This is a genomic window from Erwinia sp. 1181_3 (genome assembly GCF_052824965.1).
In genome coordinates this window covers 644052-669237 of record NZ_VTDE01000002.1, presented here as the reverse complement: position 1 = coordinate 669237, position 25186 = coordinate 644052, and the positions used below count along the sequence as shown (strand labels likewise).

The following is a 25186-nucleotide window of genomic DNA, read 5'->3' as shown; positions in this document are numbered from 1 at the left end:
AGTATATATGGGCAAAGGATCAACGGATTTTATCCCCCTTAACGTGGCGGTACTCACCGTCTCCGATCGCCATACGACTGAAACTGACAGCTCCGGCGACTATCTGCGCGAAGCGCTGGCAGAGGCCGGGCACCACACGGTGGAGAGCGGTATCGTGGCGGATAACCGCTACGGTATTCGTGCCGAAGTCTCGCGCTGGATCGCCAGCGATAATGTGCAGGTGGTGCTGATTAACGGCGGCACGGGGTTTAACGAGAAAAACGCCACGCCAGAGGCGTTACTGCCGCTGTTCGATCGCGAGATTGAAGGCTTTGGCGAACTGTTCCGCATGATCTCCTATGAGGATATTGGCACATCTACCCTGCAATCGCGCGCGGTGGCCGGTTTAGCCAATAACACGCTGATTTTCGCCATACCGGGATCAACCGGGGCCTGCCAGCTTGCCTGGGAGCGCATCATTCAGGATCAGCTCGATGCCCGCACCCGTCCCTGTCACTTTGTTTCGCATGTGAAGAAGCCGTAAATGTCTCAGTTAACGCATATTAATGCCGCCGGAGAGGCGCATATGGTGGATGTGTCCACCAAACAGGAAACCGTGCGTGAAGCACGGGCAGAAGCCTATGTCGTCATGCGTCCTGAAACGCTGCAAATGATTATCGATGGCAGCCACCACAAAGGGGATGTGTTCGCCACGGCGCGCATCGCCGGTATTCAGGCGGCCAAACGGACCTGGGAGTTGATCCCGCTGTGCCATCCGCTGCTGCTGAGCAAGGTCGAAGTGTCGTTAAGCGCCGAACCTGAACATCACCGGGTTCGCATTGAATCGCTGTGCCGCCTGACGGGGAAAACCGGGGTTGAGATGGAAGCGCTGACGGCTGCATCGGTCGCTGCGTTAACGATTTACGATATGTGCAAAGCCGTGCAGAAAGATATCACCATTGAGCAGTGTCGCCTGTTAAGTAAGAGCGGCGGGAAATCCGGTGATTTCCAGGCGGTGGCCCATGATTAACGTGCTGTTTTTCGCCCAGGTGCGCGAACTGGTCGGTATTGATCGCCTTGAACTGCCCGCGGAATATCAGAATGTCGAAGCCCTGCGCAGTCAGCTGGCGCAGCAAAGCGAGCGCTGGGCGCTGGCGCTGGAATCCGGCAAGCTACTGGCCGCGGTTAATCAGACGCTGGTGTCAATGCAGCATCCTGTTCGTGCCGGGGATGAAGTTGCCTTCTTCCCGCCGGTCACCGGGGGCTGAAATGGATACCCGCATTCGCGTGGGCAGTGCGCCCTTCAGCATGAGTGATGAGTACCAGTGGCTGGCGGCATCCGATCTTGACGGTGCCGTGGTGACGTTCACGGGCAAGGTGCGCAACCACAATCTGGGGGATAATGTCAGCGCGCTGAGGCTGGAACACTATCCCGGTATGACCGAAAAAGCGCTGGCAGAGATTGTCGAAGAGGCGCGCGCCCGCTGGCCGATGCAGCGTGTGACGGTGATCCATCGTATTGGCGAGCTGTTCCCTGGCGATGAAATCGTGCTGGTGGGGGTTAGCGGTGCGCATCGGGGAGCGGCGTTTGCCGCCGCAGAATTTATCATGGATCAGCTTAAGACCCGTGCCCCGTTCTGGAAACAGGAAGCCACCGCTGAAGGTGACCGCTGGGTTGCCGCGCGTGACAGCGACCATCAAGCCGCAGACCGCTGGAAATAGCGTATTTATCATTTTGACTCTGCCTTGAGGATTTTCATGCGCCGGATTGAACTGCATCATCTTTTGCCGCTGGCCCTGCTGGTGCTGGCGGGTTGTAGCCATCAGCCGTCGGACACAGCATCTCAGCCGCGCCCGACCGATGTAAAAGCCGATATTGCCCGTCTGTTACCTGCGGGCGTCAGCGATCGTCAGGGATGGACGCAGGATATTTTCGTGGCATTTAACAGCCAGAATATCGTGCCCGACGTCAGCAATATCTGCGCCGTCATTGCGGTGACCGGACAGGAATCTAACTTCAGCGCCGATGCCACCGTGCCGGGTCTGCCAAAAATTGCCTGGGCGGAGATAGATCGCCGTGCCGGGCAAATGCATATTCCGTCCTTCCTGGTGCGCACCGCACTGATGATCAACTCACCGACCGGCAAAAGTTATGCCTGGCGTCTGGATCACGTCAAAAGTGAGAAAGAGCTGAGCGCGGTATTTGATGATTTTATCGATATGGTGCCAATGGGACAGAAGCTGTTTGGCAACCTGAATCCAATCCACACGGGCGGGCCGATGCAGGTCAGTATTGCCTTCGCGGAAGCCAATGCTAAAGGGTATCCGTATCAGGTGGACAGTTCTGTTCGCCGCGAAGTCTTTTCCCGCCGGGGAGGCATGTGGTTTGGCACCCGGCACCTGCTTGGCTATCCGGCTAATTATCCGTCGCCGCTGTATCGCTTTGCCGACTTTAATGCAGGCTGGTACGCCAGCCGTAATGCGGCATTCCAGGCGGCAGTGTCGCGGTTAAGTGGCATTAAGCTGGCGCTGGATGGTGACCTGATAAACTACGGTTCCGACAGTGCAGGATCGACCGAGAAGGCGGTACGTACTCTGGGTAAGCGGCTGGATTACAGTGACCGGGCGATTCGCCGTGCACTGGAGAAAGGCGACAGCATCGATTTCGAGAAAACCGATCTGTGGAAGTCGGTATTTGCTCTGGCTGAGAAAGATGCCGGGAAAAAGCTGCCGCGCGAAGTGTTACCGGGGATCAAGCTGGAGAGTCCGAAGATTACCCGTAATCTCACCACCGCGTGGTTTGCCCAGCGGGTGAACAGCCAATATCAGAGCTGTATCGGTCGTCATTAACAGGGACGGGCATGCCCGTCCCCTACCGCTGTCTTACACTGATTGCAGTTTGAAAATCTGCACCGTCTGCGCCAGCGTCTTCGCCTGATCTTCCAGCGAAGCCGCAGCCGCGGACATCTCCTGAACCAGCGCGGAGTTTTGCTGCGTTGCGCCATCCATCTGGTTCACGGCGACCGTTACCTGACCAATACCCTGTGATTGCTCATCCGAGGCATGCACAATTTCCCCGATAATGGTTTTCACCGAGTTCACCGCCTGGGTCATCTCCTGCATGGTTTTTCCGGCGCTCTGCACCAGCGTCACCCCCTGATCAACACGTTGAGTCGATTCGCTGATCAGGGCAGAAATGTCTTTCACTGCGTTGGCACTGCGCTGCGCCAGATTGCGCACCTCTGCCGCCACAACGGCAAAACCACGCCCCTGTTCCCCGGCTCGTGCAGCTTCAACCGCCGCGTTCAGCGCCAGGATGTTGGTCTGGAAAGCGATACTGTTGATAATGCTGGTGATAGCACCGATTTTCTGTGAACTTTCATCGATCTGTTGCATGATCTTCACCACCTGCGACACCAGATGCTCACCGCGTTGGGCAATATCCGTGGCATTTTCGGTCAGTGCCGTGGCCTGATGCGCGTTATCGGCGTTATGTTTTACCGTCGCTGTTAACTGCTCCATGCTGGCTGCTGTCTCTTCCAGCGCTGCCGCCTGCTGCTCGGTACGGGAAGCGAGGTCAAGGTTGCCGCTGGCAATCTCTTCTGCACCCTGGCGCACGGAATCACTGGCCGAAATAATCTCACCGACCATATTGCGCAACTGATGCTGCATGGTCTGCATGGCGAAGAAAATACTCTGCTGATCATTCTTTTTCACCGGAATATTGGCGCTGAGATCGCCTTCCGACACGGCCATGGCGATATCTGCCGCCTGACGCGGTTCGCCACCAATAGGCGTTGCCACTTTACGGCTGAAGATCACGCCCAGCACGCCGCACACCACGATGATACTGATCAGCATCATTGCCACTGCGTACATTAACTGGCGGTTAGCGGCGGCCATCACCAAATCAACCGGAGCGACAACGCTGAGATACCATGAAGCTTTGCTGTTACCGACGGTCACCGGACGCCAGGTTTGCAGCACCTCTTCGCCCAGTACCGGATCAAAGCGTTCGACCATTTTGGTGGTGAAGCCGTCAGTTTCGCCTTTGTACTGCTTACCGGCATCCGCTTTATTCGGACTGGAAACCACTTTACCGGCGGTGGAAATCAGCATGGCATAGCCGCTGCCTTCCCAGGGTTTGATTTTACTGACACGCTCTTGCAGCGAGGCGAGGGAGATATCAGAGGTGGTGACCGCTTTCAATTTACCGTCATCGACAATGACCGCAGAAACCGACGTCAGCAGGGTAGGGATGCCGTTATAAGCGTAGCTATAGGGTTCGGTCAGGGTGTCGCGCTCAAGTTTGCGCGGCACCAGGTAGTAGTCACCCTGGCCTGGTGTCAGGAACGATCCCATAAAGTGCGCTTTATAGTTTCCGGCCTGGTCACGGTCAACAAAACGGGCAAAACGCCCGGCGGGCGGCGATCCTGGCTGGCTGGCGAACTCGGCATCGCGGCCATCAAAGGCATCAGGTTCGAACACGACCGACATCGACAGATAGCTTGGGTTAAGTTTCAGGGAGTAGATCATCTGCTGTTCTGCAATAGCACGATCGCTGATGCCAGAGGCACGCAGAGCGACCAGGCTCTGTCCCATCGATGTGGCGACAGTACGGGCATAATCCAGCTCATTCTGTACGGCCAGTGCCTGGCTCTGGGCGATCTGACCGAGATATTCTTCTGCCAGTTTCCTTTGCTGTTGGCTGGACTGCCAACTGAGCAGTCCAATCGTCACGCTGAAACCGAGGGTGATAGTCAGCACCCCGGTCAGCAGCATCAGTGTACGGGTACTCATTTTCTTTTTTGGAACCGACTGACTCTGCATCTGACTTCCCCCGATGTGGCAATAATGTGATCGCTATGTGTCTTCTTGTAACTAAAATTCCCTGTAAGCGATCTATCGGCAGAAGCTGCACAATCTTTATCCGCTTATTGTCTCACTCCGTAATAACTTCAACAGGTAATCAATCTGGCAAAAAGAGCACGGTTGCAGGGTGGCGGAGCGGGTGGAGTTTGTGCCAAGCTAATAGCGGATCTAACCGTAATTTCATTCACCTTTTAAGGGGAGCATCATGGACCGATATCCACGTTCCAGTGATTCAATCGTACAGCGCGCCAGCACCGGCCTGTCTGTTTATATGGCGCAGGTCTACGGCTGGATGACCTGTGGACTGCTGTTAACCGCCTTTATCTCCTGGTATGCGGCCAATACGCCGCAGGTGATGGAACTGGTGTTTGCCAATCGTATTACCTTCTTTGGCCTGATTATCGTCCAGTTGGGACTGGTGTTTGTGCTGTCGGGGATGGTGCATAAACTCAGCGGCACCGTTGCCACCGGGCTGTTTATGCTCTATTCGGCGCTGACCGGACTGACGATGGCGAGTATTTTCCTCGTGTATACCTACTCTTCCATTGCCAGCACTTTCCTGGTGACGGGCGGGATGTTTGGTGCCATGAGTCTGTGGGGCTACACCACGAAACGCGATCTGAGCGGAATGGGCAGTATGCTGTTTATGGCGCTGATCGGCATCGTACTGGCATCACTGGTGAACATCTGGCTGAAGAGCACGGCACTGATGTGGGCGGTAACCTACATTGGGGTAGTGGTGTTTGTTGGTCTGACGGCGTATGACACCCAGAAGCTGAAAAATATCGGTGAAGGGATCGACGTTAATGATAAAGAGAACCTGCGTCGCTTCTCCATTATGGGGGCGCTGACGCTGTATCTCGACTTTATCAACCTGTTCCTGATGCTGCTGCGGATTTTCGGCAACCGCCGTTAAAACCAGAGTGGGCGAGGCGTGCCTCGCCCCTACGTGTCTGCATGTCCCGCAGGTGTCAGGCGCGTATCTGAATTCACGTAGGGGTCAGGCGCGTATCTGAATTCACGCAGGTGTCAGGCGCGTATCTGAATTCACGTAGGGGTCAGGCATGCCTGACCCGCTATCATTACGTTGACAAATTCTTTGCCCGTAACGATTTCGCCCGGCCTTCCAGCCATAAATACAGCACCAGCGCCAGCAGCAGCGGGGCAATAAAATAGAGCACTCGATAGGCCAGCAGCGCGGCGATAATCGCACCATGCGAAATCGGTTCACCACGCAATAACGCCAGGAACACCGCCTCCAACACGCCAATTCCGGCCGGAATATGAATGATTACCCCGGCAATACTGCTGATCAGCAATACGCCCAGCACCTGCGGGAAATCCACTTTCTGCATTAACAGCAGCCAGATAATGGCGCCCATCACCAGCCAGTTGGCGCTGGATACCGCAAACTGAATCAGCGCCATTCGCAGTGACGGGAGCGCCAGCTTCTGTCCTTTGATCGTCCAGCGCCGTTTTTTTGAGAATGCACACAGCGCCAGATAAGCCACGACAAAAGCCAGCAGTGCGAAGCCCGTGATACGCAGGGTGCCGGCACCGATAAACCAGCCGCCTGGCACGCTGACCATACCGGCGCTGAACACCACGCCGGCCACCAGAACATAACCCAGCCAGTTAGTCGCGATACTCAGTGAGAAGATGCGCGTAATGGTGCTGCCGTCCAGCCCCAGCCGTGAGTAAAGGCGATAGCGCATCGCTACCCCTCCGACCCAGGTACTGAGCGTCAGGTTAAAGGCGTAACAGATAAACGACACCAGCATGACCTGGCGTTTTTCCAGCTTATGTCCGCAGTAGGCGCGGCCGATCAGGTCATACAGACCGTAAGTCAGGTAACTGACCACCACCAGCGCCACTGAGCCTAAAATGGCCAGCCGGTTATAATTGACCACCACATTCCAGACATCGGCCCAGTTCACCTGGCGGGCGTAGACCACCAACAGGACAATAACCGCGATAAAAAACAGCCAGGTGAGGACTTTTCGCGTACGTTTCCAGAGTAACGAGGAGGTTGCCATCAGGGTTTTGCCCCTTCGTTTTCCGGTTCAACGCGATCCTGAGTTTCCATCTCCGGCTGAACCGGTGGAGGTACCTGGGCCAGTTTCGGCGTATGGGCCGGCAGCCAGCCTGCAATTGCCGGGAAGTGGCGCAGAAAGTGGAACACCACCACATTTTTAGTGAGCTGCCACCAGCTGCGTGACGGTAGCTGACTTTCCTGCACCCGCTGACAGTCGGCTGACAGCAAGCCCTCCAGGTTATCACGCACCTGCTGATTAAATGCACTATCGTGGATCATTAAATTAGCTTCCAGATTTAGCGACAGACTCAACGGATCAAGGTTACTGGAGCCCACCGTTGCCCACTGGCTGTCCTGCACCGCGATTTTGGCATGCAGCGGGCGACGGCAATACTCATAGACTTCCACGCCGCCCTCCACCAGGTAGTTGTACAGCAGCTCGGCACCCACTTTGACAATCGGCATATCCGGTTTGCCCTGCACGATAAGGCGCACGCGCACTCCGCGCCGCGCCGCCTGACGCATCTCACGCAGCAGGCGATAGCCGGGAAAGAAATAGGCATTGGCGATGATCACATCCTGTCTGGCATTTTTCAGCATTTCGATATAATGCTGTTCAATATCATCGCGGTGCTGATGGTTATCACGATAAACCAGCAATGCCTGGGCATCCCCTGGCGTGGCATTGTGCGCCGGACGGTGAGAACGGTGTCCCCACCAGCGGTAATGTTTTTGTTCGCTGCCGATCTCCTGCTGCACATAGTGTGCAATATCGTCAACAATCGGGCCTTTCACCTCAACGGCATAATCCTGTTTGGCCTGCGGGCCAAAGCTGGCGTTATGCTCTGCGGAATAGTTGATGCCCCCGACGAAAGCGATCGTACCATCGACGACCACGATTTTACGGTGCAGGCGGCGGAACAGGTTGGTGCGCATCCCCAGCACCAGCGGACGCGGATCATAATAGAGAAAACGTACCCCCAGCGACGTCAGGCTGTGAACGAATGTGTCCGACAGATCCGGTGAACCATAACCATCCACCATCATCTCGATTTTCACCCCGCGCTGCGCGGCCGCCAGCAGTTCCTCATGGAGGGCGTTACCCACGTCATCCTCAAACAGGATAAACGTCTCCAGCAGCAGGCTGTGCTGTGCGCGGCGGATCGCCCCAAATACCCGGGGGAAAAATTCTTCACCGTTTTCCAGCAGCGTAATCTGGTTGCCCTCACGCCAGTTCAGATTCATAGGTGGATCTCCACGGCGAGCGGGGCATGATCGGAGAGATGTGCCCACGGGCGTAACGGGATGGTTTGCGGATGGCTAATGCCCGCATTGCGCACATAGATACGGTCAAGCCGCAGCAGAGGAAAGCGGGCAGGGAAGGTGCGAGCCGGACGGCCATTTTTGCGGCTGAATACCTCTTCCATCCCCGCCTCACGCTTCAGAATGGCATTCGCCCGCTGGCGCCAGTCATTGAAATCGCCGGCGATCACCACCGGCGCTTCCGGCGGCAATTCATTGACCAGCTGACACATCATGCGCAACTGGGCCGAACGGTGCGCCTCGCGCAGACCAAGATGTACGCAGAGAATATGCAGCGTAACGGGGGAGTCCGGCACCTGAATCTGGCAATGCAAAATGCCGCGTTTTTCCGTGCCCGCAACAGAGATATCCCGGTTTTGATAATCGACGATCGGCAGACGTGATAACACGGCGTTGCCGTGATGCCCCTCCGGATAGACCGCGTTGCGCCCATAGGCAAAGTCTTTCCACATGGTATCCGCCAGAAATTCGTAATGAGGGGTTTCAGGCCAGTCAGCAACGCGTAACTGATGCAACGCATGGCTGCCCATCACTTCCTGTAACAGCACAATATCCGCCCCGGTGTTGCGAACGGCATCACGCAGTTCAGGCAAAATAAAGCGACGGTTAAAGGCGTTAAAACCCATATGTGTATTGATCGTCAGGACTTTAAATGAAAATCCTTGCGCTTTTTGTGACATACTGATGACGCTACCTTCATAACTAATGAAGGATAAAGTGTAGTCTTTGTCACAAAAGTGTGGCGGGATATGCGTTAATTTGCAGCATAATCCGAAAACTACGTTAGTCTGAGGAAATATGTTACTGGCCTGTGTCAGTAACCCGCTTGGGTAACCTTTAACGGAGGTTGCCAGGAGAAGAGCATGAAATGGTCTAATCGTATTCAGATTGTCACCGGACAAAACTGCGTACATATCGCACTGCACCTGCTGCTGATTGCTGCGCTGGTGTGGGGGTGGAAACATCAGGCCTTGTTACAGGTCAGCACGATTTTACTGGCGATGTATGTCAGCGTGTTTGCCGCGATGTTATTGACCCAGCGTTTGCCGCGTCTGCGGCGTATTGGCGATTTTCTGGAAGACGTGACCACCACTTACTATTTTGGTGCCGCAATGCTGGTGCTGTTGGTGCTGTCACGAGTCATCCATAATAACCTGCTGCTGTGTGCCGCAGGGGTCGTTATGTTAGCTGGCCCTGCGCTGGTCTCCCTGCTGGTGAAAGAGCGGGTGCAGCCGAGTCAGCGCCCACGCTAAACCCCAACGGGCCACTTCGGTGGCCCGTCTGTTTTATGGCCTTTCTCTCCGTCGTTTCAATCACTCTGCCAGCGTTAGCAATACCACCACGACCACCACGTGCTGCAGTGTCACCAGGGCCGTCATCACTTCATAAACCTCCTGCATGACAAAAGTGTTGTTACGTTAATGCGTTGTATGCAACAGCAAGCGATCGTTTGTGCACTGTTACAGGCTGTAGCGCATTTTCGGATAACACGATAAGAATAACTCCCTGTGCAGCGTAGGGATCTGTTATAATGCCCGGCTTACGCACCGTGGTTTGTGCTCTCATTCAAGCGTCAGGAATGATCCTGGCGTCAACTCTCCCCCTGGAAACTACACCGCTATGCGGTCAGGGCGGATCCGGAGTCAGTCAACTTTATGTCATTTGATTCTCTCGGCCTTAACGCCGATATTTTGCGCGCTGTTGCAGAACAGGGCTATAACGAGCCGACGCCTATTCAGCGCCAGGCTATCCCGGTAGTCCTTGCTGGCCGCGACCTGATGGCCAGCGCACAGACCGGTACCGGTAAAACCGCAGGTTTCACCCTGCCACTGCTGCAGTTGTTAAGCAGCAACAACCCGCACCCTAAAGGCCGTCGCCCGGTGCGCGCACTGATTTTGACCCCGACCCGCGAACTGGCGGCTCAGGTGGGCGAAAACGTGCAGGAATACAGTAAATATCTGGATATGCGTTCGCTGGTGGTCTTCGGCGGCGTGAGCATCAACCCGCAGATGATGAAACTGCGCGGTGGTGTGGATGTGCTGGTCGCGACCCCGGGTCGCCTGCTGGATCTTGAGCACCAGAACGCTCTTGATCTGTCTCAGGTGGAAATCCTGGTTCTGGACGAAGCGGACCGTATGCTGGATATGGGCTTCATCCACGACATCCGTCGCGTGCTGGCAAAACTGCCTGCAAAACGTCAGAACCTGCTGTTCTCTGCCACTTTCTCTGATGAGATTAAAACCCTGGCGGAAAAACTGCTGCACAACCCGGAACAAGTGTCCGTGGCGCGCCGCAACACGGCTTCTGAGCAGGTGACGCAGCATGTGCATATGGTTGATAAGAAACGTAAGCGCGAGCTGTTATCGTTCCTGATTGGTCGTGACAACTGGCAGCAGGTGCTGGTGTTTACCCGTACCAAGCACGGTGCTAACCATCTGGCTGAACAGTTAAATAAAGACGGCATCACGTCTGCTGCTATTCACGGTAACAAGAGCCAGGGCGCACGTACCCGTGCACTGAGCGACTTTAAAGACGGCAAAATTCGTGTGCTGGTGGCAACGGATATCGCTGCCCGTGGTATCGATATCGAAGAGCTGCCACACGTAGTGAACTACGAACTGCCAAACGTGCCGGAAGACTATGTACACCGTATTGGTCGTACCGGTCGTGCGGCCGCAGTGGGTGAAGCGTTGTCACTGGTGTGTGTGGATGAGCTGAAGCTGCTGCGTGATATCGAACGCGTACTGAAGCGTGAAATCCCGCGTATGGCGATTGACGGCTACGAGCCAGACCCAAGCATCAAAGCAGAACCGATCATCAACGGTCGCCAGCAGCAGCGTGGCGGAGCCGGTGGCGGCGGTGGACGTGGTCGTGGCGGCCCGGGCCAGGGTCAACGCAGTAACAGCGGTGGCGATCGCAGTGCCAGCGGCAGTCGTACCGGTAACGGCGGCGGCGGCAATGGCGGCGAACGTCGTCAGGGTAATGCGAATGGCAGCAGTGCAGGAGCCCCACGCGGCGCTCGCCCTGAAGGCGGTAACGCTGGCGCACCACGCGTCAACAAAACCCGCCCACGTCGTTCTAACCCGGCGAACAACGGCTAATTAATCAGGGGGAAGCGCCCGCTTCCCCCTTTGCTCACCCATCCCACAGGTTTACCATGCGCGTATTACTTGCCCCGATGGAAGGCGTTCTCGATTCGCTGGTGCGTGAACTGCTGACCGACGTCAACGACTACGATCTCTGTATTACCGAATTTCTGCGGGTAGTGGATGCACTGCTGCCGGTGAAATGTTTCCAACGCCTCAGTCCCGAACTCGATCATGACAGCCGCACGCCGTCAGGCACCCGTGTGCGTATTCAGCTGCTTGGGCAGTATCCGCAATGGCTGGCAGAGAATGCCGCGCGTGCCGTCGAGCTGGGCTCCTGGGGCGTGGATCTCAACTGTGGTTGCCCGTCAAAAACGGTGAACGGCAGCGGCGGTGGGGCAACGTTATTAAAAGATCCCGAGCTGATTTATCAGGGCGCGAAGGCGATGCGTGCCGCCGTGCCTGCCCATCTCCCCGTCACGGTGAAAATCCGGCTGGGCTGGGATTCCGGTGCGCGGCAGTTTGAAATTGCCGATGCGGTGCAGCAGGCTGGCGCCACGGAGCTGGCGGTACATGGCCGAACCAAAGAGGATGGCTATCGCGCTGAGGCGATAAACTGGGCGGCGATAGGCGAGATTCGTCAGCGGCTGTCGATTCCGGTGATTGCCAACGGTGAAATCTGGGACTGGCAGAGTGCGCAGGATTGTATGCAGGCCACGGGATGTGATGCCGTTATGATCGGGCGCGGTGCGCTGAATGTGCCCAATCTCAGCCGTGTGATCAAATACAACGAACCGCGGATGCCGTGGCCGCAGGTTGTTCAACTGCTGAAAAAGTATGTGCTCCTGGAGAAGCAGGGCGATACCGGACTGTATCATGTGGCGCGTATCAAACAGTGGCTGGGGTATCTGCGTAAAGAGTATGAAGAAGCCTCACCGTTGTTTATGCAGGTGCGCGTGTTGCAAACCTCCGCGGATATTGCGCGGGTGATTGGTTCCGTGAATGGCTAACCCTCTGTTAATGGCTGGCCCACAGGCCAGCCTCTGCCTGCTCATCTGCATCAACCCTCTTTCCTCTCACGGACATAACTTGTCTCTAAACTGATCGGGATCTGTTAGCAAGCTAAGGGTATAATGTGACACATATCGTATCTTTTTCTGGCTCCGCTATGTCCGCAATCCCGGCGTTAACCAATGCCCAACTGAACAAACGTATTATCTCTGTCGTGATCTTCACCTTCTTTTGCTACCTGTCTATCGGCCTGCCGCTGGCGGTATTGCCGGGCTACGTGCATAACCAGCTGGGCTACAGCTCGTTTATTGCCGGACTGATTATCAGCCTGCAATATTTCGCCACGTTGATCAGCCGACCGCAGGCCGGGCGTTATGCCGATCTGCTGGGGCCGAAAAAAGTGGTGCTGGTGGGGCTGATCCTCTGTGGTGCCAGCGGGCTGTTTACCCTGCTAGCGGTGCTGATGGATGCCTCACCGCTCACCAGTCTGCTGCTGCTGGCCGTGGGGCGCGTGGTATTAGGCTTTGGTGAAAGCCTCACTGCCACCGGATCGATCCTCTGGGGCATCAATGTGGTGGGCACCGTGCAGAGTGCTCGGGTAATCTCGTGGAATGGCGTGGCAACCTATCTGGCAATGGCAATGGGGGCACCGCTGGGCGTGATGCTCAATGCGCTGTTCGGCATCCCCGGTTTTGCCGTGTTGATCATGCTGATGGCCGCCTTTGGCTACTGGCTGGCGACCCAACGCCCGGCGATTCAGGTACAAGTGGGGCAGCGCATTCCCTTCAACCAGGTGTTTGGAAAAATCTGGCTGTATGGTCTTTGCCTGGGATTAGGCACGGTCGGGTTTGGGACTATCGCCACCTTTATTACGCTCTACTTCTCCCATCATGGCTGGAACGGTGCGGCGTTCTCCCTGACCCTGTTCAGCATCGGTTTTATTCTCATGCGCCTGCTGTTTAACAACAGCATTGCGCGCTACGGGGCCATTCGTGTTTCGCTGGTCTCCTTTGCCATTGAATGTGTAGGATTGCTGCTAATCTGGCAGGCCGGTTCGATCTGGCTGGTGGATCTGGGGGCATTTCTTACCGGCAGCGGTTTCTCGCTGATCTTCCCGGCGCTGGGCGTGGAAGCGATCCGTCGGGTTCAGCCACAAAATCAGGGATCGGCGCTGGGGCTTTACTCCGCGTTTCTCGACTGTGGATTAGGCATTACCGGGCCGATTGCCGGATTGCTGATTGGGCACTGGGGCGTGGACAGTATCTATCTGGCGGCGGCAGGGGTGGTGTTGCTGGCCCTGTTAATCATGGTCAGTGTGCTAATCCGGGGCAATAACACATTGCCCCGACAGGCTTAGTACACTTCCGGCACAATCATATCGTCCGGCACCGGGGTGCGGTGATAATCCTCGTTGCGCTCACGGCTGGGCAGGGTGATGGGTTTTAAGGCGCTGTCCTCATACGGCACCTGGCGCAGCAGGTGGCTGATGCAGTTCAGGCGCGCCTTCTTTTTATCCACGCCCTGGACCACCCACCACGGCGCTTCGTCAATGTGGGTGCGCGACAGCATAATCTCTTTGGCTTCGGTGTAGTCTTCCCAGCGGCGGCGGCTTTCCAGGTCCATCGGGCTGAGCTTCCACTGCTTCAGCGGATCGTGAATGCGGCTGAGAAAACGCAGTTCCTGCTCTTCATCGGTGATAGAGAACCAGTATTTAACGATCTGGATCCCGCTGCGCGTCAGCATCTTCTCGAACTCCGGTACGCTGCGGAAAAACTCTTCCACTTCCTGTTCATTACAAAAACCCATGACCCGCTCAACGCCTGCGCGGTTGTACCAGCTGCGGTCGAACAGCACCATTTCGCCCGCCGCAGGCAGGTGTGCAATGTAGCGCTGGAAGTACCACTGTGTACGTTCACGGTCGTTGGGGGCGGGCAGGGCAGCCACACGACAGGTACGGGGGTTCAGACGCTGGGTAATACGTTTGATCACGCCACCTTTGCCCGCGGCATCGCGGCCTTCAAAGATAATCACCATGCGGTGCCCGGTGCGCATCACCCAGTCCTGCATCTTCACCAGTTCGCCCTGTAGCCTTAGCAGCTCGCGGAAATAGTGTTTACGCCAGGCTTTCTCGCCTTCTTCCATCTTGCTGTCATCGCCAAAACGCAGATCGTCCAGCTCCATTTCCAGCTCTTCGTCGTAGCTGTCGTAAAATTCCTGTAGCAGACGATGGTGAATATTCTCAGCTGAGAAATCATTACCTTGCATCGCCATACGTCGTTCTCCCGGTCATGTGGTGAAAATAGCCATTCAGGCAGGTTCATCAATTTATCCTCTGGTAATACGCACTCTGTGTGACAGGAAAATGACATCCGTGAGGGATTTCTGCGCGAACAGTCGCTCCGGTAACAAAACTGTCATCGGCATACGGCAGGATAAGACTATCGCCATAACGCGCCCGAACCGGAAAAAAACGAATGACGCAACACCTGCCGTTACTGCGGCAAAAACCGGACTTCAGTGATGATGTTTCCGGCCTGATTTATGGCTACCGCTTTGTTCAGGATCACGCACCCGAAAGCCTGACCGTTCAGCAATCCTGTGAGGCCTGGGCCAGCGGAGCCGTTGAGGGCAGCTTTCTCTGGCTGCACGTTAATCTTAACCATGCCGCCGCCGCCCGCTGGCTGAAAACCCACTTTGGTGTTGATGAAGACTTCTTTGACGAAATCCAGCAGGGGTCGCACAGCACCCGTATAGAACGACAGAATGATGCGCTGATGGCGGTACTGAACGATGTTACTTTCAACGCACGGGAAACCAGCGACGAAAGCGCTACGCTGTGGATCTGGTGTCGCGATGGGCTGGTGGTCAGCGCCCGCTTTAAACCGCTGCGGCTGGTGGAACGGTTAGTCAGTAAGCTGGACCAGCTGGAGCTGCGTTCGTCGACCGGGCTGCTGGCTCAGTTGCTGGCGGAACAGGAAGAGGTGCTGGCGCTGATTGTGCGCCAGTCGAATCAGTATGTGGATCAGATAGAAGAGCGCCTGCTCGGGCAGCATATAAAAAGTAATCGTGGTGAACTGGGGCGCCTGCGCCGCACATTGCTGCGTTTCCAGCGCCTGCTGGCACCGGAACCGGCGGCACTGTTTCGCCTGATCAATCGCCCGCCGGGCTGGCTGCATCATCATGTGGTGCAGGATCTGCGTCAGTTTACCGAAGAGTTCACCGTGGTCCTGAACGACCTGAATGGACTGACCGAGCGCATCCGGCTGCTGCAGGAAGAGATCGCTGCGCAGCAACTGGAACAGAGTAACCGGACCCTGTTTACCCTGACGCTGATCACCGTGCTGGCCCTGCCGATTAATCTGGTGGCCGGGTTCTTTGGCATGAATGTGGGCGGTGTGCCGCTGGCCAATAATCCGCACGGTTTTTTCCTGCTGGTGATGCTGGTAACGCTTTTCACCTGCGTTGCGGCCTGGCTGGTGTTGCGGCGGCGTGATAAGCCCTGACGGCTATCTCGCGCCAGTAAAAAACGCACAATAAAAAACCCCCGCACCTTAACGGCACGGGGGTTTTTATATCTACTGCGCGGAATTAAGGCTTCGGCGTGCTGTAGATCGGGCCAGGCTGAGTCAGCGCGGGAACCGCCTGTACTGACGCATCGGTTGTTGCCGGTGCTTCCGTGGTTGCTGGCACGTCAGTAGCGGCAGGTGCGTCAGTGCCCTGAGCTGCGGCTGGGGCAGCAGGTGCTTCCTGAGGCGTGGCAGCCTGCTGAGGCACCACAACCGGAGCAGAAGGCTGGCTATTTGCATCGCCGTTCACTTTGGTTGGCATGCCAGAACGTGCTTTCAGCGCGTCTTCCATTGCGGTTGTGTTAACGCTGGCGTCTGAAACCACCTTGTTCACCGCATTGGTCAGTGTCAACGGAACCGGCTCGCGTGAAGCAAACTGCTCTTCGGTCTGCGACAGTGGGTTATGAATTTCCACGTAGCGTGAACCGTCCGGCTCAACCGATGCTTTAATCGGCTGATCGATAAACTGCACGCGTGTACCCACTGGCACATTCTTGAACAGCCATTTGATATCGTCAGCACGCAGACGCACACAGCCGTGACTCACGCGCAGGCCGATACCGAAGTTAGCATTGGTGCCGTGGATGGCATACAGGCGGCCGATGTACAGCGCATACAGACCCATCGGGTTGTCCGGGCCAGCCGGGAAGACCGCTGGCATGGATTCACCGCGTGCGGCGTACTCTTCATGCATCTTCTTGGTTGGAGTCCAGGTCGGGCCATCTTTTTTGCGCTGAACGGTAGTCGTCCAGTTTACCGGTGTATCACGGCCCAGTTCGCCGATGCCAATAGGCAGCACAACCACAGTTTTACTGCCTTTCGGGTAGTAGTACAGACGCATTTCCGCACTGTTGATCACGATGCCTTCACGCGGAGCGTCAGGCAGGAGCAACTGCTGAGGAATGATCAGTTTGCTGCCTGCTTTCGGCAGATAAACGTCCACGCCTGGGTTCGCTTCCATAACGTTGCTCAGACCCATCTGGTACTGAGCAGCGAAAGCTTCCAGCGGAAGTTTGCTGTCTTCCGGGATGGTAATTTCCAGATTTTCCCCGGTCAGGCGGCTGTTGGCGGCCGGAAGAGGGTAAACCACAGCGAAGGCAGAGTGGCTGAAAGCCGCAGCGGCCAGAATCAAGGTGACTAACGCACGGATGTTCTTTTTCATAGTAATTTCAGGTGTAGCGCCATGTAGACTGTTGATAAACGACCCAATACTGGCCAACTGTGACCGGCTGCACATTATATGTGCATTATGGCCCCGGATGAAACCAGGATTTTCCCTGTTGAACTATCTTTACGATAAATTGTCTGCAATACGACCATTTTTGCGATGCATCATTCTGTTTCTGCGATGCATCGTCCTGATTTCAGGGTTGCCAGAGCGGATCTTTCCCACTCAGTTTCCGGTCAAGGAAGAAGGCGGCACTGATCAGGGCCAGATGGGTGAGCGCCTGAGGCGTATTGCCTAACGCGTGACCGCGACTGTCAAACTCCTCCGCATACAAGCCGAGGGGGTTGGCGTAATTTAGCAGCTTCTCAAATTCAAAGTGTGCTTCATCAAGCCGCCCGGCACGCGCAAGGCACTCAACGTACCAGAAAGAGCAGGCGGCAAAGGCGCCTTCTTCACCCTGCAGGCCATCGGCCGGGGTTTCGCTGACGTTGTAGCGGCGCACCATTCCATCACTGACCAGCTTCTCTTTAATCACATCCAGCGTTGCCAGCCAGTCCGGGTCGGTCGCCCCGACAAAGCGCACCAGCGGCATCAATAGCATTGAGGCATCAACAAACTCGCCGTGACGGGTGGCGACAAAGTGACCCGCCTCTTTATGCCAGAAATTCTCCCAGATATCGCTACGGATCGCATCCCGGGCGGCGGTCCAGCGTTCGGCAGGCATCGACAGCGATCGCTTTTCACCCAGACGTATTGCACGGTCGAGTGCTACCCAGCACATCAGGCGTGAATGCAGGAAGTGCTGCGGTTCCCCGCGCATTTCCCAGATGCCTGCATCACGCTGCTCCCAGTGGTCGGCCACATAGTCAATCATCCGGCTGACGTGGCTCCAGCCGCGCTGGGAAATCGCTTCGCCGTATTTGTTGGCGAGATAAATGGCGTCCATCAACTCACCGTAGATATCCAGCTGCGACTGGCGCCAGGCATCATTACCAATGCGCACCGGGGTGGAACCGGCATAGCCCGACAGGTTCAGCAGTTCGCTTTCGTGTAGCTCGGTGCCGCTGTCGATGCGGTACATCACCTGTAATTTTTCAACGTCGTTGTGACTGTTCTCAACGCAGCGGCTGACCCAGTGCGTGAAGTGTTTTGCTTCATCGACATAGCCGAGGCGCATCAGGGCATACATGCTGAAGGAGGCATCACGGATCCAGGCGGCGCGGTAGTCCCAGTTCCGTTCACCACCCAGCTCTTCCGGCAGGCCAAACGTGGCAGCAGCGGCAATCGAACCGTGTTGCCAGGAGGTCAGCAGCTTCAGCGTCAGCGCCGAGCGGTTCACCATTTCCCGCCAGCGTCCCTGGTAGCTACTCTGCGCGCTCCATTGCCGCCAGAACGCCAGCGTGGCATCAAAGCAGCTTTCGGTACCTTCTTCTTCACGCTGCGGATCCTCATCGCCCCCGAAAATAAACTCGCGCGATTCCCCTTCCTGTAGGGTGAAGCGGGCGACCGCCGCGGCACCTTCCAGGGCAAAGTCCACTTCGCCCGTCAGGCGTAACGTGGGCTGACCTTCTGCGTGGAATATCACGCCTCCTGATTGCAGAGTGGCGCGGGTTTCTGCCCGGGCATAATCATGGACAGGCGCACAGCGCAGGTTGATGGTGGCGCTGCCGTGCACCACATTAATCCGACGAATTATGCGCGGCTGGCGGTCTTCCCGCTGGCATACCGGCATATAGTCGGTCACTTCCACGACACCCAGATCGTCCAGCCAGCGGGTTTGTAGCAGGGTGGTATCGGGCAGGTAGATCTGCATACGACGCGCATCGGGCCAGTCGGGGCTGAGGCTGAATAAGCCCGCCTTATCGCTGTCGAGCAGGGCGCTGAATACCGAGGGGCTATCGAGGTTGGGCCAGCAGAAGTAGTCGAGGGTTCCGTCATTGGCGATCAGTGCGCAGGTGCGCAGATCGCCAATGACGCCGTGGTCTTCAATCTTTCGTTTGATTTTATTCATCGTTTAACTATAGCGGTTGTTTTGGCTGATGGGCGCGGCATGCCACGCCCCTACGACAACCGCACTATCTTTTCGCCGGGGTCAGGCATGCCACTCGTCTACTACAACCGTAATCTTTCGCCGGGGTCAGGCATGCCACTCGTCTACTACAACCGTAATCTTTCGTAGGGGTCAGGCATCCCACTCGTCTACTACAACCGTAATCTTTCGTAGGGGTCAGGCATGCCTGACCCTCACTCAACTATCATCCCGTAAAAAACGCTCTTCCAGCGTCGCCTGCAGCAACAGCATCGCCTGCTCAGCATGCTGCATATGATCGCGCATGATGCGTTCCACCGCGGTGACATCCTCACGGCGCAGCGCATCAATCAACTGATACTGATATTCGATGCCCTGGCGACGATCGACGGGCTGCGGCTGCTGATAAATGTCTTTGCACACGGCCAGATCTTTCAGCAGACGTTGCAGAAAGCGACAGAAAAAGGCCAGCAGCGGATTAGTCGAATAGCTGGCCACCACGCTGTGAAAATCCAGCTCGGCCATACGCTGCTCCCAGCGCTCTTCCTCACTGGCGGGCGGGTGATCATAGATACGAATCAACTGATGCAACTGCTGAAAACCCGCCTCATCAATCTGGCCGATGGCGCTGACGGCGACCTGCGGTTCCAGCGTTTTACGCAGCGCATAGATATGGCTGATGCTCAGCTCACGGGTAAACAGATAATTCGACAGCAGGCTCATGGCACGGTTTTCCGGCATGCTGTCGATAAACGCACCACCGCCAGGTCCGGTACGTGTGCGGATCAGCCCCTGCGCTTCCAGCGCCTTAAGTGCCTCGCGCACCGTACTTTTTCCGGCGGAAAACCGCACCATCAGATCTTTTTCCTGCGGCAGGCGATCGCCGGGCAGCAGGTTGTCATCCACAATGCTCTGCTTGATGGCATCAATGATGGTGTCGGTGCGTTTACGCTTTACTGCCTCGGGGGGCGTTGATACTGAAGACATGGTCACCTGTATGTCAGAGAGTGGGCTGAACGCTGGGCGGCGTGGCCTGCCAGGCTGGCGCGGCTGCCAGCAGTTGACGACTGTATTCGTGCTCAGGCGCACTGAACAGCGTCTGCGTGGCGGCGCATTCGACGATAGTACCAGAATTCATCACTGCAACGCGGTCGGCAATCGACTCCACCACGGCCAGGTCATGGCTGATAAACAGATAAGACAGACCCAGTTCCTGTTTAAGATCCTCCAGCAATAGCAGAACCTGTGCCTGTACTGAGACGTCAAGCGCAGAGACAGGTTCATCCAGCACCAGAATCTGTGCCTCTGCCGCCAGCGCACGGGCAATCGCCAGCCGCTGCGCCTGACCGCCAGAAAACTCATGAGGATAACAGTTCAGGGCATCGGCAGGCATATTGACCGCCGCCAGCAGCTGTTGCATACGCGGCAGACAGTCATGCGCAGAGTAACCACACAGCCGCCGCAGCGGTACGCTCAGCGTCTGACGAATGGTTTTACGCGGATTGAGCGATGCCACCGGGTCCTGAAACACATACTGAATGGTTTTGCCAAAGGCCTGCACGCCACGCTGTGCCAGCAGGCTGGCCTCTTCACCCTGTAGGGTCAGGCTGCCAGACGTGGGGGATTCCAGCCCGACCAGCATACGGGCGAGGGTGCTTTTTCCACTGCCACTTTCACCGACCACGGCAAGGGTTTCCCCCTGGCAGAGATCAAAACTGATGCCTTTTACCGCCTCAACGGCGTTACTGCGTCGCCACCATCCTCCCTGACCCGGGTAGGTTTTTATCAGATTTTTCACTTCAATCACGTTCTTCATGAAGAGGTCTCCTGCTGGTGTAGCTGGCGGATTTGTTGCAGGAAGGCGCGGCCCTGACCGCGCTGCGGCACGCTGGCAATCAGTCGTCGGGTATAGTCGTGTTGAGGAGCCTGTAATACCGTGGCGGTGAGACCGCTTTCCACAATCTCACCCTGACGCATTACCGCTACCCGGTCACACATCTCACTGACCACGGCAAAATCATGCGTGATAAACAGCAGGGCCAGCCCGCGTTTGTGACGCAGTTCGTTCAACAGGGCGAGGATACGCGCCTGCACCGTGACATCCAGCGCCGTGGTGGGTTCATCGGCAATAATCACCTGCGGATCGTTGGCGAGGGCGATTGCAATGCCCACGCGCTGACGCTGGCCGCCGGAAAGCTGATGAGGCCAGGCATCAAAGCGTTCTGCCGCCTGCTGAATGCCGGTATCTTCCAGCAGCGTAATGGCTTTGGCGCGTGCTGCCGCGGCGTTTAGCGGCTGGTGGCACTGAATCGCTTCGACCAGCTGCTGACCAATGCGCATCTGGGGATGCAGTGACGTCAGCGGGTCCTGGAAGATATAAGCCACGCGTACACCACGGCGTTGCTGCATCTGGGTGGCAGAGAGAGACAGCAACTCCTCATTCTCCAGCCAGACGCTACCGCCGGTGATCACACCGGGTGGCGAAGCCACCAGACCCATAATCGCCAGCGCGCTGACGCTTTTACCGGAGCCGCTTTCGCCAATCAGCCCGAGGCATTCACCCGCCTGCACATGGAAGCTGACGCCTTTTACCGTGGGCACCCGATGGCTGCCACGGCTGAACGCCACCTGTAAATCCACCACTTCCAGCAGCGCATCAGGATGAGCACGCGGGGCGACCGCTGCACGATCAACGGTGGTCATTGCCTGTGAGCGTAGCAGGGCGCCGGACTTCAGACGCGGATCCAGCAGGTCACGCACGCCATCTCCCAGCAGGTTAAAACCGATCACCAGCAGGAAGATCATCACGCCCGGCACCAGGGCAACATGGGGGGCGATAAACAGCTGGTTGCGCCCCTGGCCCAGCATCGAGCCGAGATCGGCATCCGGTGGCTGCGTGCCCAGACCGAGGAAGGAGAGCCCGGCCGTTTCAAGGATCATCCAGCCGATGGTGGTGGAGAGCGTCACCACGATCAGCGGCAGTACGTTTGGCAGGACTTCGCTTAACAGGATCTGCGTATGATTTTTCCCCGACAGTTTGGCTGCCTGAATAAAATCACGGCTGCGCAGGCCAAGGGTCAGACCACGTACATTACGGGCAAAGAACGGAATATTGACCAGCGCGATGGCATAGAGCGCATTCAGTAGCCCTGGCCCGAGCACCGCGACAATCGCCAGCGCCAGCAGGATATAGGGAAAGGCCATGATCATATCGATCAGGCGCATCAGGATACTGTCGGTGCGCCCGGCGGCGTAGCCGGCAATCAGGCCGATCAACGTGCCGAATACGGCGGCCAGCAGGGTGGCGCTCAGGCCCACGGCAACGGAAACCCGGGTGCCCCACAGCAGGCGCGATAACATATCGCGGCCCAGCGCATCGGTGCCCAGCAGGTGGCCCGGCGTCAGCGGTGGAGCAAGACGTTGCAGCAGGTCGGTGGCATCCGGGTCCGGCAACGGCAGCAGCGGGGCGATAAAGGCCGCGGTTAAGGTGATTGCCAGCAGCAGCAATCCCAGCGCGGCGAGGCGGTTGTGCAGTAACAGCGACCAGCTGGAGCGGCGCGTGGGCAGGGTAGTGGAAGTCGTCATGATTTTACCCTCGGGTCGAGGCAGGCCTGAACGATGTCGGTCAGCAGATTAATCAGCACGTAAGCAATGGCAGCGACCAGCACGCCGCCCTGAACCAGGAGCAGGTCGCGGGTCGAGACGGCTTTCACCAGCATCGCGCCCAGGCCCGGCCACTGGAACACGGTTTCGATATACACCGCACCGCCCAGCACAAAGCCAGCCTGAATACCGATCGCCGGGATCACCGACACCAGCGCCACGCGAAAGGCGTGACGCCATATCACCCGGCGCTCGCTGACGCCTTTCGCGCGTGCCGTACGGATGTAATCCTGGCGCAGCACTTCCAGCATCGCGGTGCGCGTCAGGCGGGCAATCACCCCGGTGGCAACAATTGCCAGCGTGATGACGGGCAGCGTCAGATGATGCAGCAGGTCCCATGCATCGCCGCCACCATAAATCGCGAACATGCCGGAGGCCGGGAACCAGCGCAGGCTGACGGCAAACAGCATGATCATCAGCAGGCCGATCAGGAACGAGGGCAGGGAAATGCCGATCAACACCAGCAGGGTGATCAGTTTGTCGCCCCAGCCGAACTGGCGTACCGCCGAGGTGACACCCGCCAGCAGGCCGAGGATCACGCTCAGCAACAGCGCGCAGCCGCCCAGCAACAGGGTGGCGCTCAGGCGTTCCAGCACTTCATCGATCACCGGGCGGTTCAGCACATAGGAGCGACCAAAATCGCCGTGCAGCAGGTTGTTGACCCAGATGAAATACTGCTGCCACAGCGGTTTATTCAGCCCCAGTTCGGCGCTGACGCGCGCCACATTTTCCGGTGTGGCAAATGCGCCGAGCAATGCCTGTGCCGGGTTGCCGGGGATCATCGCCATCAGCAGAAAGACAATCAGCGACAGGCCGATAATCACCGGGATGATGCCAATCAATCGCCGCAGTAAATAGTTCCACATGGCAGGCGGCCTCCGTCAGGGTTTGCTGACCTGATGCAGGATCAGGTTGAAGTTAGGTTGCAGGGCAAAATTCTGCACCTGGCGCGTGGTCACAGCGTTTTGCTTCCAGTTGGCGACGAACAGCCAGGGCGCATCATCGTGAACGAGGGCCTGGACCTGGCGATACAGTGCACCGCGCGTCTGCTGGTCGCTGCTGCTACGGGCTTCATCCAGCAGCTTATCGACCTCGGGATTGCTGTAATAACCGGAATTAAAGCCGCCTTTATCCGGCCACGCATCGCGCCGCAGGGTGAGGAACGGCAGGGTATCCGGGTCATTGGTCATCCATGCCATCTCTGCCATCTGGGTTTGCGGGGTCAGCCCGGCATTCACTTTGGCCAGATAGGTGTTCCACTCCCAGGTCTGAATAGTGACGTTGAGGCCCACGGCTTTCAGATCGGCCTGAATCGCGGTGGCCATTGGGATCGGATCAAGCATCCCTGATCCCCCTTCTGTGACGTAGAAATTCAGCGTAGCTCCTTCTGCCCCGGCTTCTTTCAGCAGCGCACGGGCCTTTTCTGGATCGTAAGGATACGGGCTGACCTCTTTATTCGCCGCCCAGGTAAATGCTGAAGGGATCGGGCCATCGGCAACCTGTGCCGATCCCTGCAAGACTTTATCGACCAGTGCCTGCTTATTCACGGCGTAGTTCACCGCCTGGCGGACGCGCTTATCGTTAAACGGTTTCTCTTTGGTGTTCAGCAGCAGGAACCAGACGTGCGGGCCGACCGCCTGGTGCATCTTGAACTGCGGGTTATCGGCGAAGGTTTTTACCGTGTCCGGTGGCACTTCCACCATCGCATCAATGCCGCCGGAGAGCATCTCCGCGGTACGGGTGTTGCCATCGGTAATCGGACGGAACACGGCGGCTTCCAGTTTCGGTGCGCCGTCCCAGTAGTCTTTATTGGCGGTCAGCACCACGCGCTGGTTGGCCTGCCACTCGCCAAAACGAAAGGCCCCGGTGCCGACCGGATGGCGACCAACGTCTTTGTCATATTTCTTCACCGCTGCCGGAGACACAATCAGCCCGGCAGGGGTCGCCAGATTGGAGAGCAGGGGGGCGAAGGGTTGTTTCAGCGTAAACACCACCGTTTGTGCATCCGGGGTGGTGATGGTATCGATGGAAGAGAAGAAGAAACTCAGCGGGAAGGGGCCGGTGTGATAGTACGGATGTTGCTTGTTAAGCATGCGTTCAAAGGTAAATTTCACCGCATCGGCATTGAACGGCGTACCGTCGTGGAACGTGACGCCTTCACGCAGATGGAAGGTATAGCGCAAGCCGTCCGGGCTGATTTCCCAACGGCTGGCGAGTGCCGGTTCAATCGAGAGTGAACCCGGCGCATTGCGCACCAGACCATCGTAAATATTGACCAGAATACGCGAATCGTTAGCAGCTGTAGCCACCTGAGGATCGAGCGACTGTGGCTCTGCCACCTGGCCGATAATTAGCACGCCGGGGGGAGATTCTGCCCCGGCCTGGGGTGCCAGGGCCAGCAGGCCCAGGCAGAGGGAAAGACAGTGCAACCCGGTGCGTAGCGATGTGAACATG

At 57.1% G+C, this 25186-nt stretch carries 23 protein-coding genes; 11 read left to right on the top strand and 12 right to left on the bottom strand.

Annotation, left to right across the window (positions count from 1 at the left end; translation table 11 throughout):
- Positions 1-7 precede the first annotated feature (7 nt).
- From moaB to FY046_RS07425, 5 genes are read left to right on the top strand one after another with little or no spacing between them, the layout of a single operon-like run.
- Positions 8-523, top strand: coding sequence for a molybdenum cofactor biosynthesis protein B (moaB, locus tag FY046_RS07445; protein WP_167864904.1), 516 nt, complete (start codon positions 8-10; stop codon positions 521-523).
- Positions 524-1009: a cyclic pyranopterin monophosphate synthase MoaC gene (moaC, locus tag FY046_RS07440; RefSeq protein ID WP_159338069.1), complete on the top strand. Its 486-nt coding sequence runs from the start codon at positions 524-526 to the stop codon at positions 1007-1009.
- Entirely contained in the window at positions 1002-1247 is a 246-nt protein-coding gene (gene moaD / locus FY046_RS07435) for a molybdopterin synthase sulfur carrier subunit (RefSeq protein ID WP_133841174.1), read from the top strand. The genes moaC and moaD overlap by 8 nt, the downstream gene beginning before the upstream one ends.
- 1 nt (position 1248) lies before the next feature.
- Positions 1249-1701 (top strand): molybdopterin synthase catalytic subunit MoaE, encoded by a 453-nt coding sequence (moaE, locus tag FY046_RS07430; RefSeq protein ID WP_159338070.1) that lies wholly within the window; start codon positions 1249-1251, stop codon positions 1699-1701.
- Between the two features lie 36 nt (positions 1702-1737).
- Positions 1738-2829, top strand: a complete 1092-nt coding sequence (locus tag FY046_RS07425) for a DUF1615 domain-containing protein (protein ID WP_446185920.1) — start codon at positions 1738-1740, stop codon at positions 2827-2829.
- A gap of 33 nt (positions 2830-2862) precedes the next feature.
- Here the strand turns inward: FY046_RS07425 and FY046_RS07420 are convergent, their stop codons facing one another.
- Positions 2863-4809 carry a methyl-accepting chemotaxis protein gene (locus FY046_RS07420; RefSeq protein ID WP_133841171.1) on the bottom strand — a complete coding sequence of 649 codons (1947 nt, stop codon included), beginning with the start codon at positions 4807-4809 and terminating at the stop codon, positions 2863-2865.
- Between the two features lie 247 nt (positions 4810-5056).
- On the opposite strand from FY046_RS07420, the gene FY046_RS07415 reads away from it, so the two are divergent.
- A complete protein-coding gene (locus tag FY046_RS07415) occupies positions 5057-5767 on the top strand; it encodes a Bax inhibitor-1/YccA family protein (RefSeq protein WP_133841170.1) in 711 nt (236 codons plus the stop codon).
- Between the two features lie 166 nt (positions 5768-5933).
- On the opposite strand, the gene FY046_RS07410 is transcribed toward FY046_RS07415, so the two are convergent.
- Genes FY046_RS07410 through FY046_RS07400 form a run of 3 tightly spaced genes read right to left on the bottom strand, consistent with a single transcriptional unit; the run spans position 5934 to position 8889 of the window.
- The gene (locus tag FY046_RS07410) at positions 5934-6887 is read right to left on the bottom strand and encodes a lysylphosphatidylglycerol synthase domain-containing protein (RefSeq protein ID WP_133841169.1); all 954 of its coding nucleotides are present in this window, start codon (positions 6885-6887) and stop codon (positions 5934-5936) included.
- The gene (gene clsB, locus FY046_RS07405; RefSeq protein WP_446185919.1) at positions 6887-8131 is read right to left on the bottom strand and encodes a cardiolipin synthase ClsB; all 1245 of its coding nucleotides are present in this window, start codon (positions 8129-8131) and stop codon (positions 6887-6889) included. The genes FY046_RS07410 and clsB overlap by 1 nt, the downstream gene beginning before the upstream one ends.
- Positions 8128-8889, bottom strand: coding sequence for an endonuclease/exonuclease/phosphatase family protein (locus tag FY046_RS07400; RefSeq protein ID WP_133841167.1), 762 nt, complete (start codon positions 8887-8889; stop codon positions 8128-8130). The genes clsB and FY046_RS07400 overlap by 4 nt, the downstream gene beginning before the upstream one ends.
- Positions 8890-9072: 183 nt before the next feature.
- Between FY046_RS07400 and FY046_RS07395 the strand changes: the two genes are divergently transcribed.
- From FY046_RS07395 to FY046_RS07380, 4 genes are all read left to right on the top strand, one after another.
- Positions 9073-9462 carry a YbhQ family protein gene (locus FY046_RS07395; RefSeq protein ID WP_133841166.1) on the top strand — a complete coding sequence of 130 codons (390 nt, stop codon included), beginning with the start codon at positions 9073-9075 and terminating at the stop codon, positions 9460-9462.
- A gap of 402 nt (positions 9463-9864) precedes the next feature.
- Positions 9865-11310, top strand: a complete 1446-nt coding sequence (gene rhlE / locus FY046_RS07390; RefSeq protein WP_133841165.1) for an ATP-dependent RNA helicase RhlE — start codon at positions 9865-9867, stop codon at positions 11308-11310.
- Between the two features lie 56 nt (positions 11311-11366).
- Positions 11367-12305 (top strand): tRNA dihydrouridine(16) synthase DusC, encoded by a 939-nt coding sequence (dusC, locus tag FY046_RS07385; protein WP_133841164.1) that lies wholly within the window; start codon positions 11367-11369, stop codon positions 12303-12305.
- Between the two features lie 158 nt (positions 12306-12463).
- Complete coding sequence (locus FY046_RS07380) at positions 12464-13663, top strand: MFS transporter (RefSeq protein WP_133841163.1); 1200 nt, start codon at positions 12464-12466, stop codon at positions 13661-13663.
- On the opposite strand, the gene ppk2 is transcribed toward FY046_RS07380, so the two are convergent.
- Positions 13660-14577: a polyphosphate kinase 2 gene (ppk2, locus tag FY046_RS07375; RefSeq protein WP_133841162.1), complete on the bottom strand. Its 918-nt coding sequence runs from the start codon at positions 14575-14577 to the stop codon at positions 13660-13662. The genes FY046_RS07380 and ppk2 overlap by 4 nt on opposite strands.
- A 203-nt stretch (positions 14578-14780) precedes the next feature.
- On the opposite strand from ppk2, the gene FY046_RS07370 reads away from it, so the two are divergent.
- Positions 14781-15809 carry a transporter gene (locus FY046_RS07370; protein ID WP_133841161.1) on the top strand — a complete coding sequence of 343 codons (1029 nt, stop codon included), beginning with the start codon at positions 14781-14783 and terminating at the stop codon, positions 15807-15809.
- Positions 15810-15894: 85 nt separating this feature from the next.
- Here FY046_RS07370 and FY046_RS07365 read toward each other — a convergent pair whose 3' ends face one another.
- From FY046_RS07365 to FY046_RS07335, 7 genes are all read right to left on the bottom strand, one after another.
- A complete protein-coding gene (locus FY046_RS07365) occupies positions 15895-17034 on the bottom strand; it encodes a L,D-transpeptidase family protein (protein ID WP_446185918.1) in 1140 nt (379 codons plus the stop codon).
- Positions 17035-17236: 202 nt separating this feature from the next.
- The gene (locus FY046_RS07360; RefSeq protein ID WP_446185917.1) at positions 17237-19051 is read right to left on the bottom strand and encodes a glycoside hydrolase family 15 protein; all 1815 of its coding nucleotides are present in this window, start codon (positions 19049-19051) and stop codon (positions 17237-17239) included.
- Positions 19052-19288: 237 nt separating this feature from the next.
- Positions 19289-20056, bottom strand: a complete 768-nt coding sequence (locus FY046_RS07355) for a FadR/GntR family transcriptional regulator (RefSeq protein ID WP_133841158.1) — start codon at positions 20054-20056, stop codon at positions 19289-19291.
- 13 nt (positions 20057-20069) lie between these two features.
- The gene (locus FY046_RS07350; protein ID WP_133841157.1) at positions 20070-20885 is read right to left on the bottom strand and encodes an ATP-binding cassette domain-containing protein; all 816 of its coding nucleotides are present in this window, start codon (positions 20883-20885) and stop codon (positions 20070-20072) included.
- The gene (locus tag FY046_RS07345) at positions 20882-22654 is read right to left on the bottom strand and encodes a dipeptide/oligopeptide/nickel ABC transporter permease/ATP-binding protein (RefSeq protein WP_167864901.1); all 1773 of its coding nucleotides are present in this window, start codon (positions 22652-22654) and stop codon (positions 20882-20884) included. The genes FY046_RS07350 and FY046_RS07345 overlap by 4 nt, the downstream gene beginning before the upstream one ends.
- Positions 22651-23598: an ABC transporter permease gene (locus FY046_RS07340; protein ID WP_167864900.1), complete on the bottom strand. Its 948-nt coding sequence runs from the start codon at positions 23596-23598 to the stop codon at positions 22651-22653. Before FY046_RS07340 ends, FY046_RS07345 begins: the two co-directional genes overlap by 4 nt.
- Before the next feature lie 15 nt (positions 23599-23613).
- On the bottom strand, positions 23614-25185 hold the full coding sequence (locus tag FY046_RS07335; RefSeq protein WP_167864899.1) for an ABC transporter substrate-binding protein: 1572 nt from the start codon (positions 25183-25185) through the stop codon (positions 23614-23616).
- Position 25186: the final 1 nt, after the last annotated feature.

Coding starts and splice junctions, on each gene's coding strand:
- FY046_RS07400 (WP_133841167.1), bottom strand. CDS start 8,889: ATGTCACAAAAAGCGCAAGGATTTTCATTTAAAGTCCTGACGATCAAT.
- moaC (WP_159338069.1), top strand. CDS start 524: ATGTCTCAGTTAACGCATATTAATGCCGCCGGAGAGGCGCATATGGTG.
- moaE (WP_159338070.1), top strand. CDS start 1,249: ATGGATACCCGCATTCGCGTGGGCAGTGCGCCCTTCAGCATGAGTGAT.
- FY046_RS07335 (WP_167864899.1), bottom strand. CDS start 25,185: ATGTTCACATCGCTACGCACCGGGTTGCACTGTCTTTCCCTCTGCCTG.
- FY046_RS07350 (WP_133841157.1), bottom strand. CDS start 20,885: ATGAAGAACGTGATTGAAGTGAAAAATCTGATAAAAACCTACCCGGGT.
- ppk2 (WP_133841162.1), bottom strand. CDS start 14,577: ATGGCGATGCAAGGTAATGATTTCTCAGCTGAGAATATTCACCATCGT.
- moaD (WP_133841174.1), top strand. CDS start 1,002: ATGATTAACGTGCTGTTTTTCGCCCAGGTGCGCGAACTGGTCGGTATT.
- FY046_RS07355 (WP_133841158.1), bottom strand. CDS start 20,056: ATGTCTTCAGTATCAACGCCCCCCGAGGCAGTAAAGCGTAAACGCACC.
- FY046_RS07340 (WP_167864900.1), bottom strand. CDS start 23,598: ATGTGGAACTATTTACTGCGGCGATTGATTGGCATCATCCCGGTGATT.
- FY046_RS07360 (WP_446185917.1), bottom strand. CDS start 19,051: ATGAATAAAATCAAACGAAAGATTGAAGACCACGGCGTCATTGGCGAT.
- FY046_RS07370 (WP_133841161.1), top strand. CDS start 14,781: ATGACGCAACACCTGCCGTTACTGCGGCAAAAACCGGACTTCAGTGAT.
- moaB (WP_167864904.1), top strand. CDS start 8: ATGGGCAAAGGATCAACGGATTTTATCCCCCTTAACGTGGCGGTACTC.
- FY046_RS07395 (WP_133841166.1), top strand. CDS start 9,073: ATGAAATGGTCTAATCGTATTCAGATTGTCACCGGACAAAACTGCGTA.
- clsB (WP_446185919.1), bottom strand. CDS start 8,131: ATGAATCTGAACTGGCGTGAGGGCAACCAGATTACGCTGCTGGAAAAC.
- FY046_RS07420 (WP_133841171.1), bottom strand. CDS start 4,809: ATGCAGAGTCAGTCGGTTCCAAAAAAGAAAATGAGTACCCGTACACTG.
- FY046_RS07365 (WP_446185918.1), bottom strand. CDS start 17,034: ATGAAAAAGAACATCCGTGCGTTAGTCACCTTGATTCTGGCCGCTGCG.
- FY046_RS07380 (WP_133841163.1), top strand. CDS start 12,464: ATGTCCGCAATCCCGGCGTTAACCAATGCCCAACTGAACAAACGTATT.
- FY046_RS07410 (WP_133841169.1), bottom strand. CDS start 6,887: ATGGCAACCTCCTCGTTACTCTGGAAACGTACGCGAAAAGTCCTCACC.
- FY046_RS07345 (WP_167864901.1), bottom strand. CDS start 22,654: ATGACGACTTCCACTACCCTGCCCACGCGCCGCTCCAGCTGGTCGCTG.
- FY046_RS07415 (WP_133841170.1), top strand. CDS start 5,057: ATGGACCGATATCCACGTTCCAGTGATTCAATCGTACAGCGCGCCAGC.
- rhlE (WP_133841165.1), top strand. CDS start 9,865: ATGTCATTTGATTCTCTCGGCCTTAACGCCGATATTTTGCGCGCTGTT.
- FY046_RS07425 (WP_446185920.1), top strand. CDS start 1,738: ATGCGCCGGATTGAACTGCATCATCTTTTGCCGCTGGCCCTGCTGGTG.
- dusC (WP_133841164.1), top strand. CDS start 11,367: ATGCGCGTATTACTTGCCCCGATGGAAGGCGTTCTCGATTCGCTGGTG.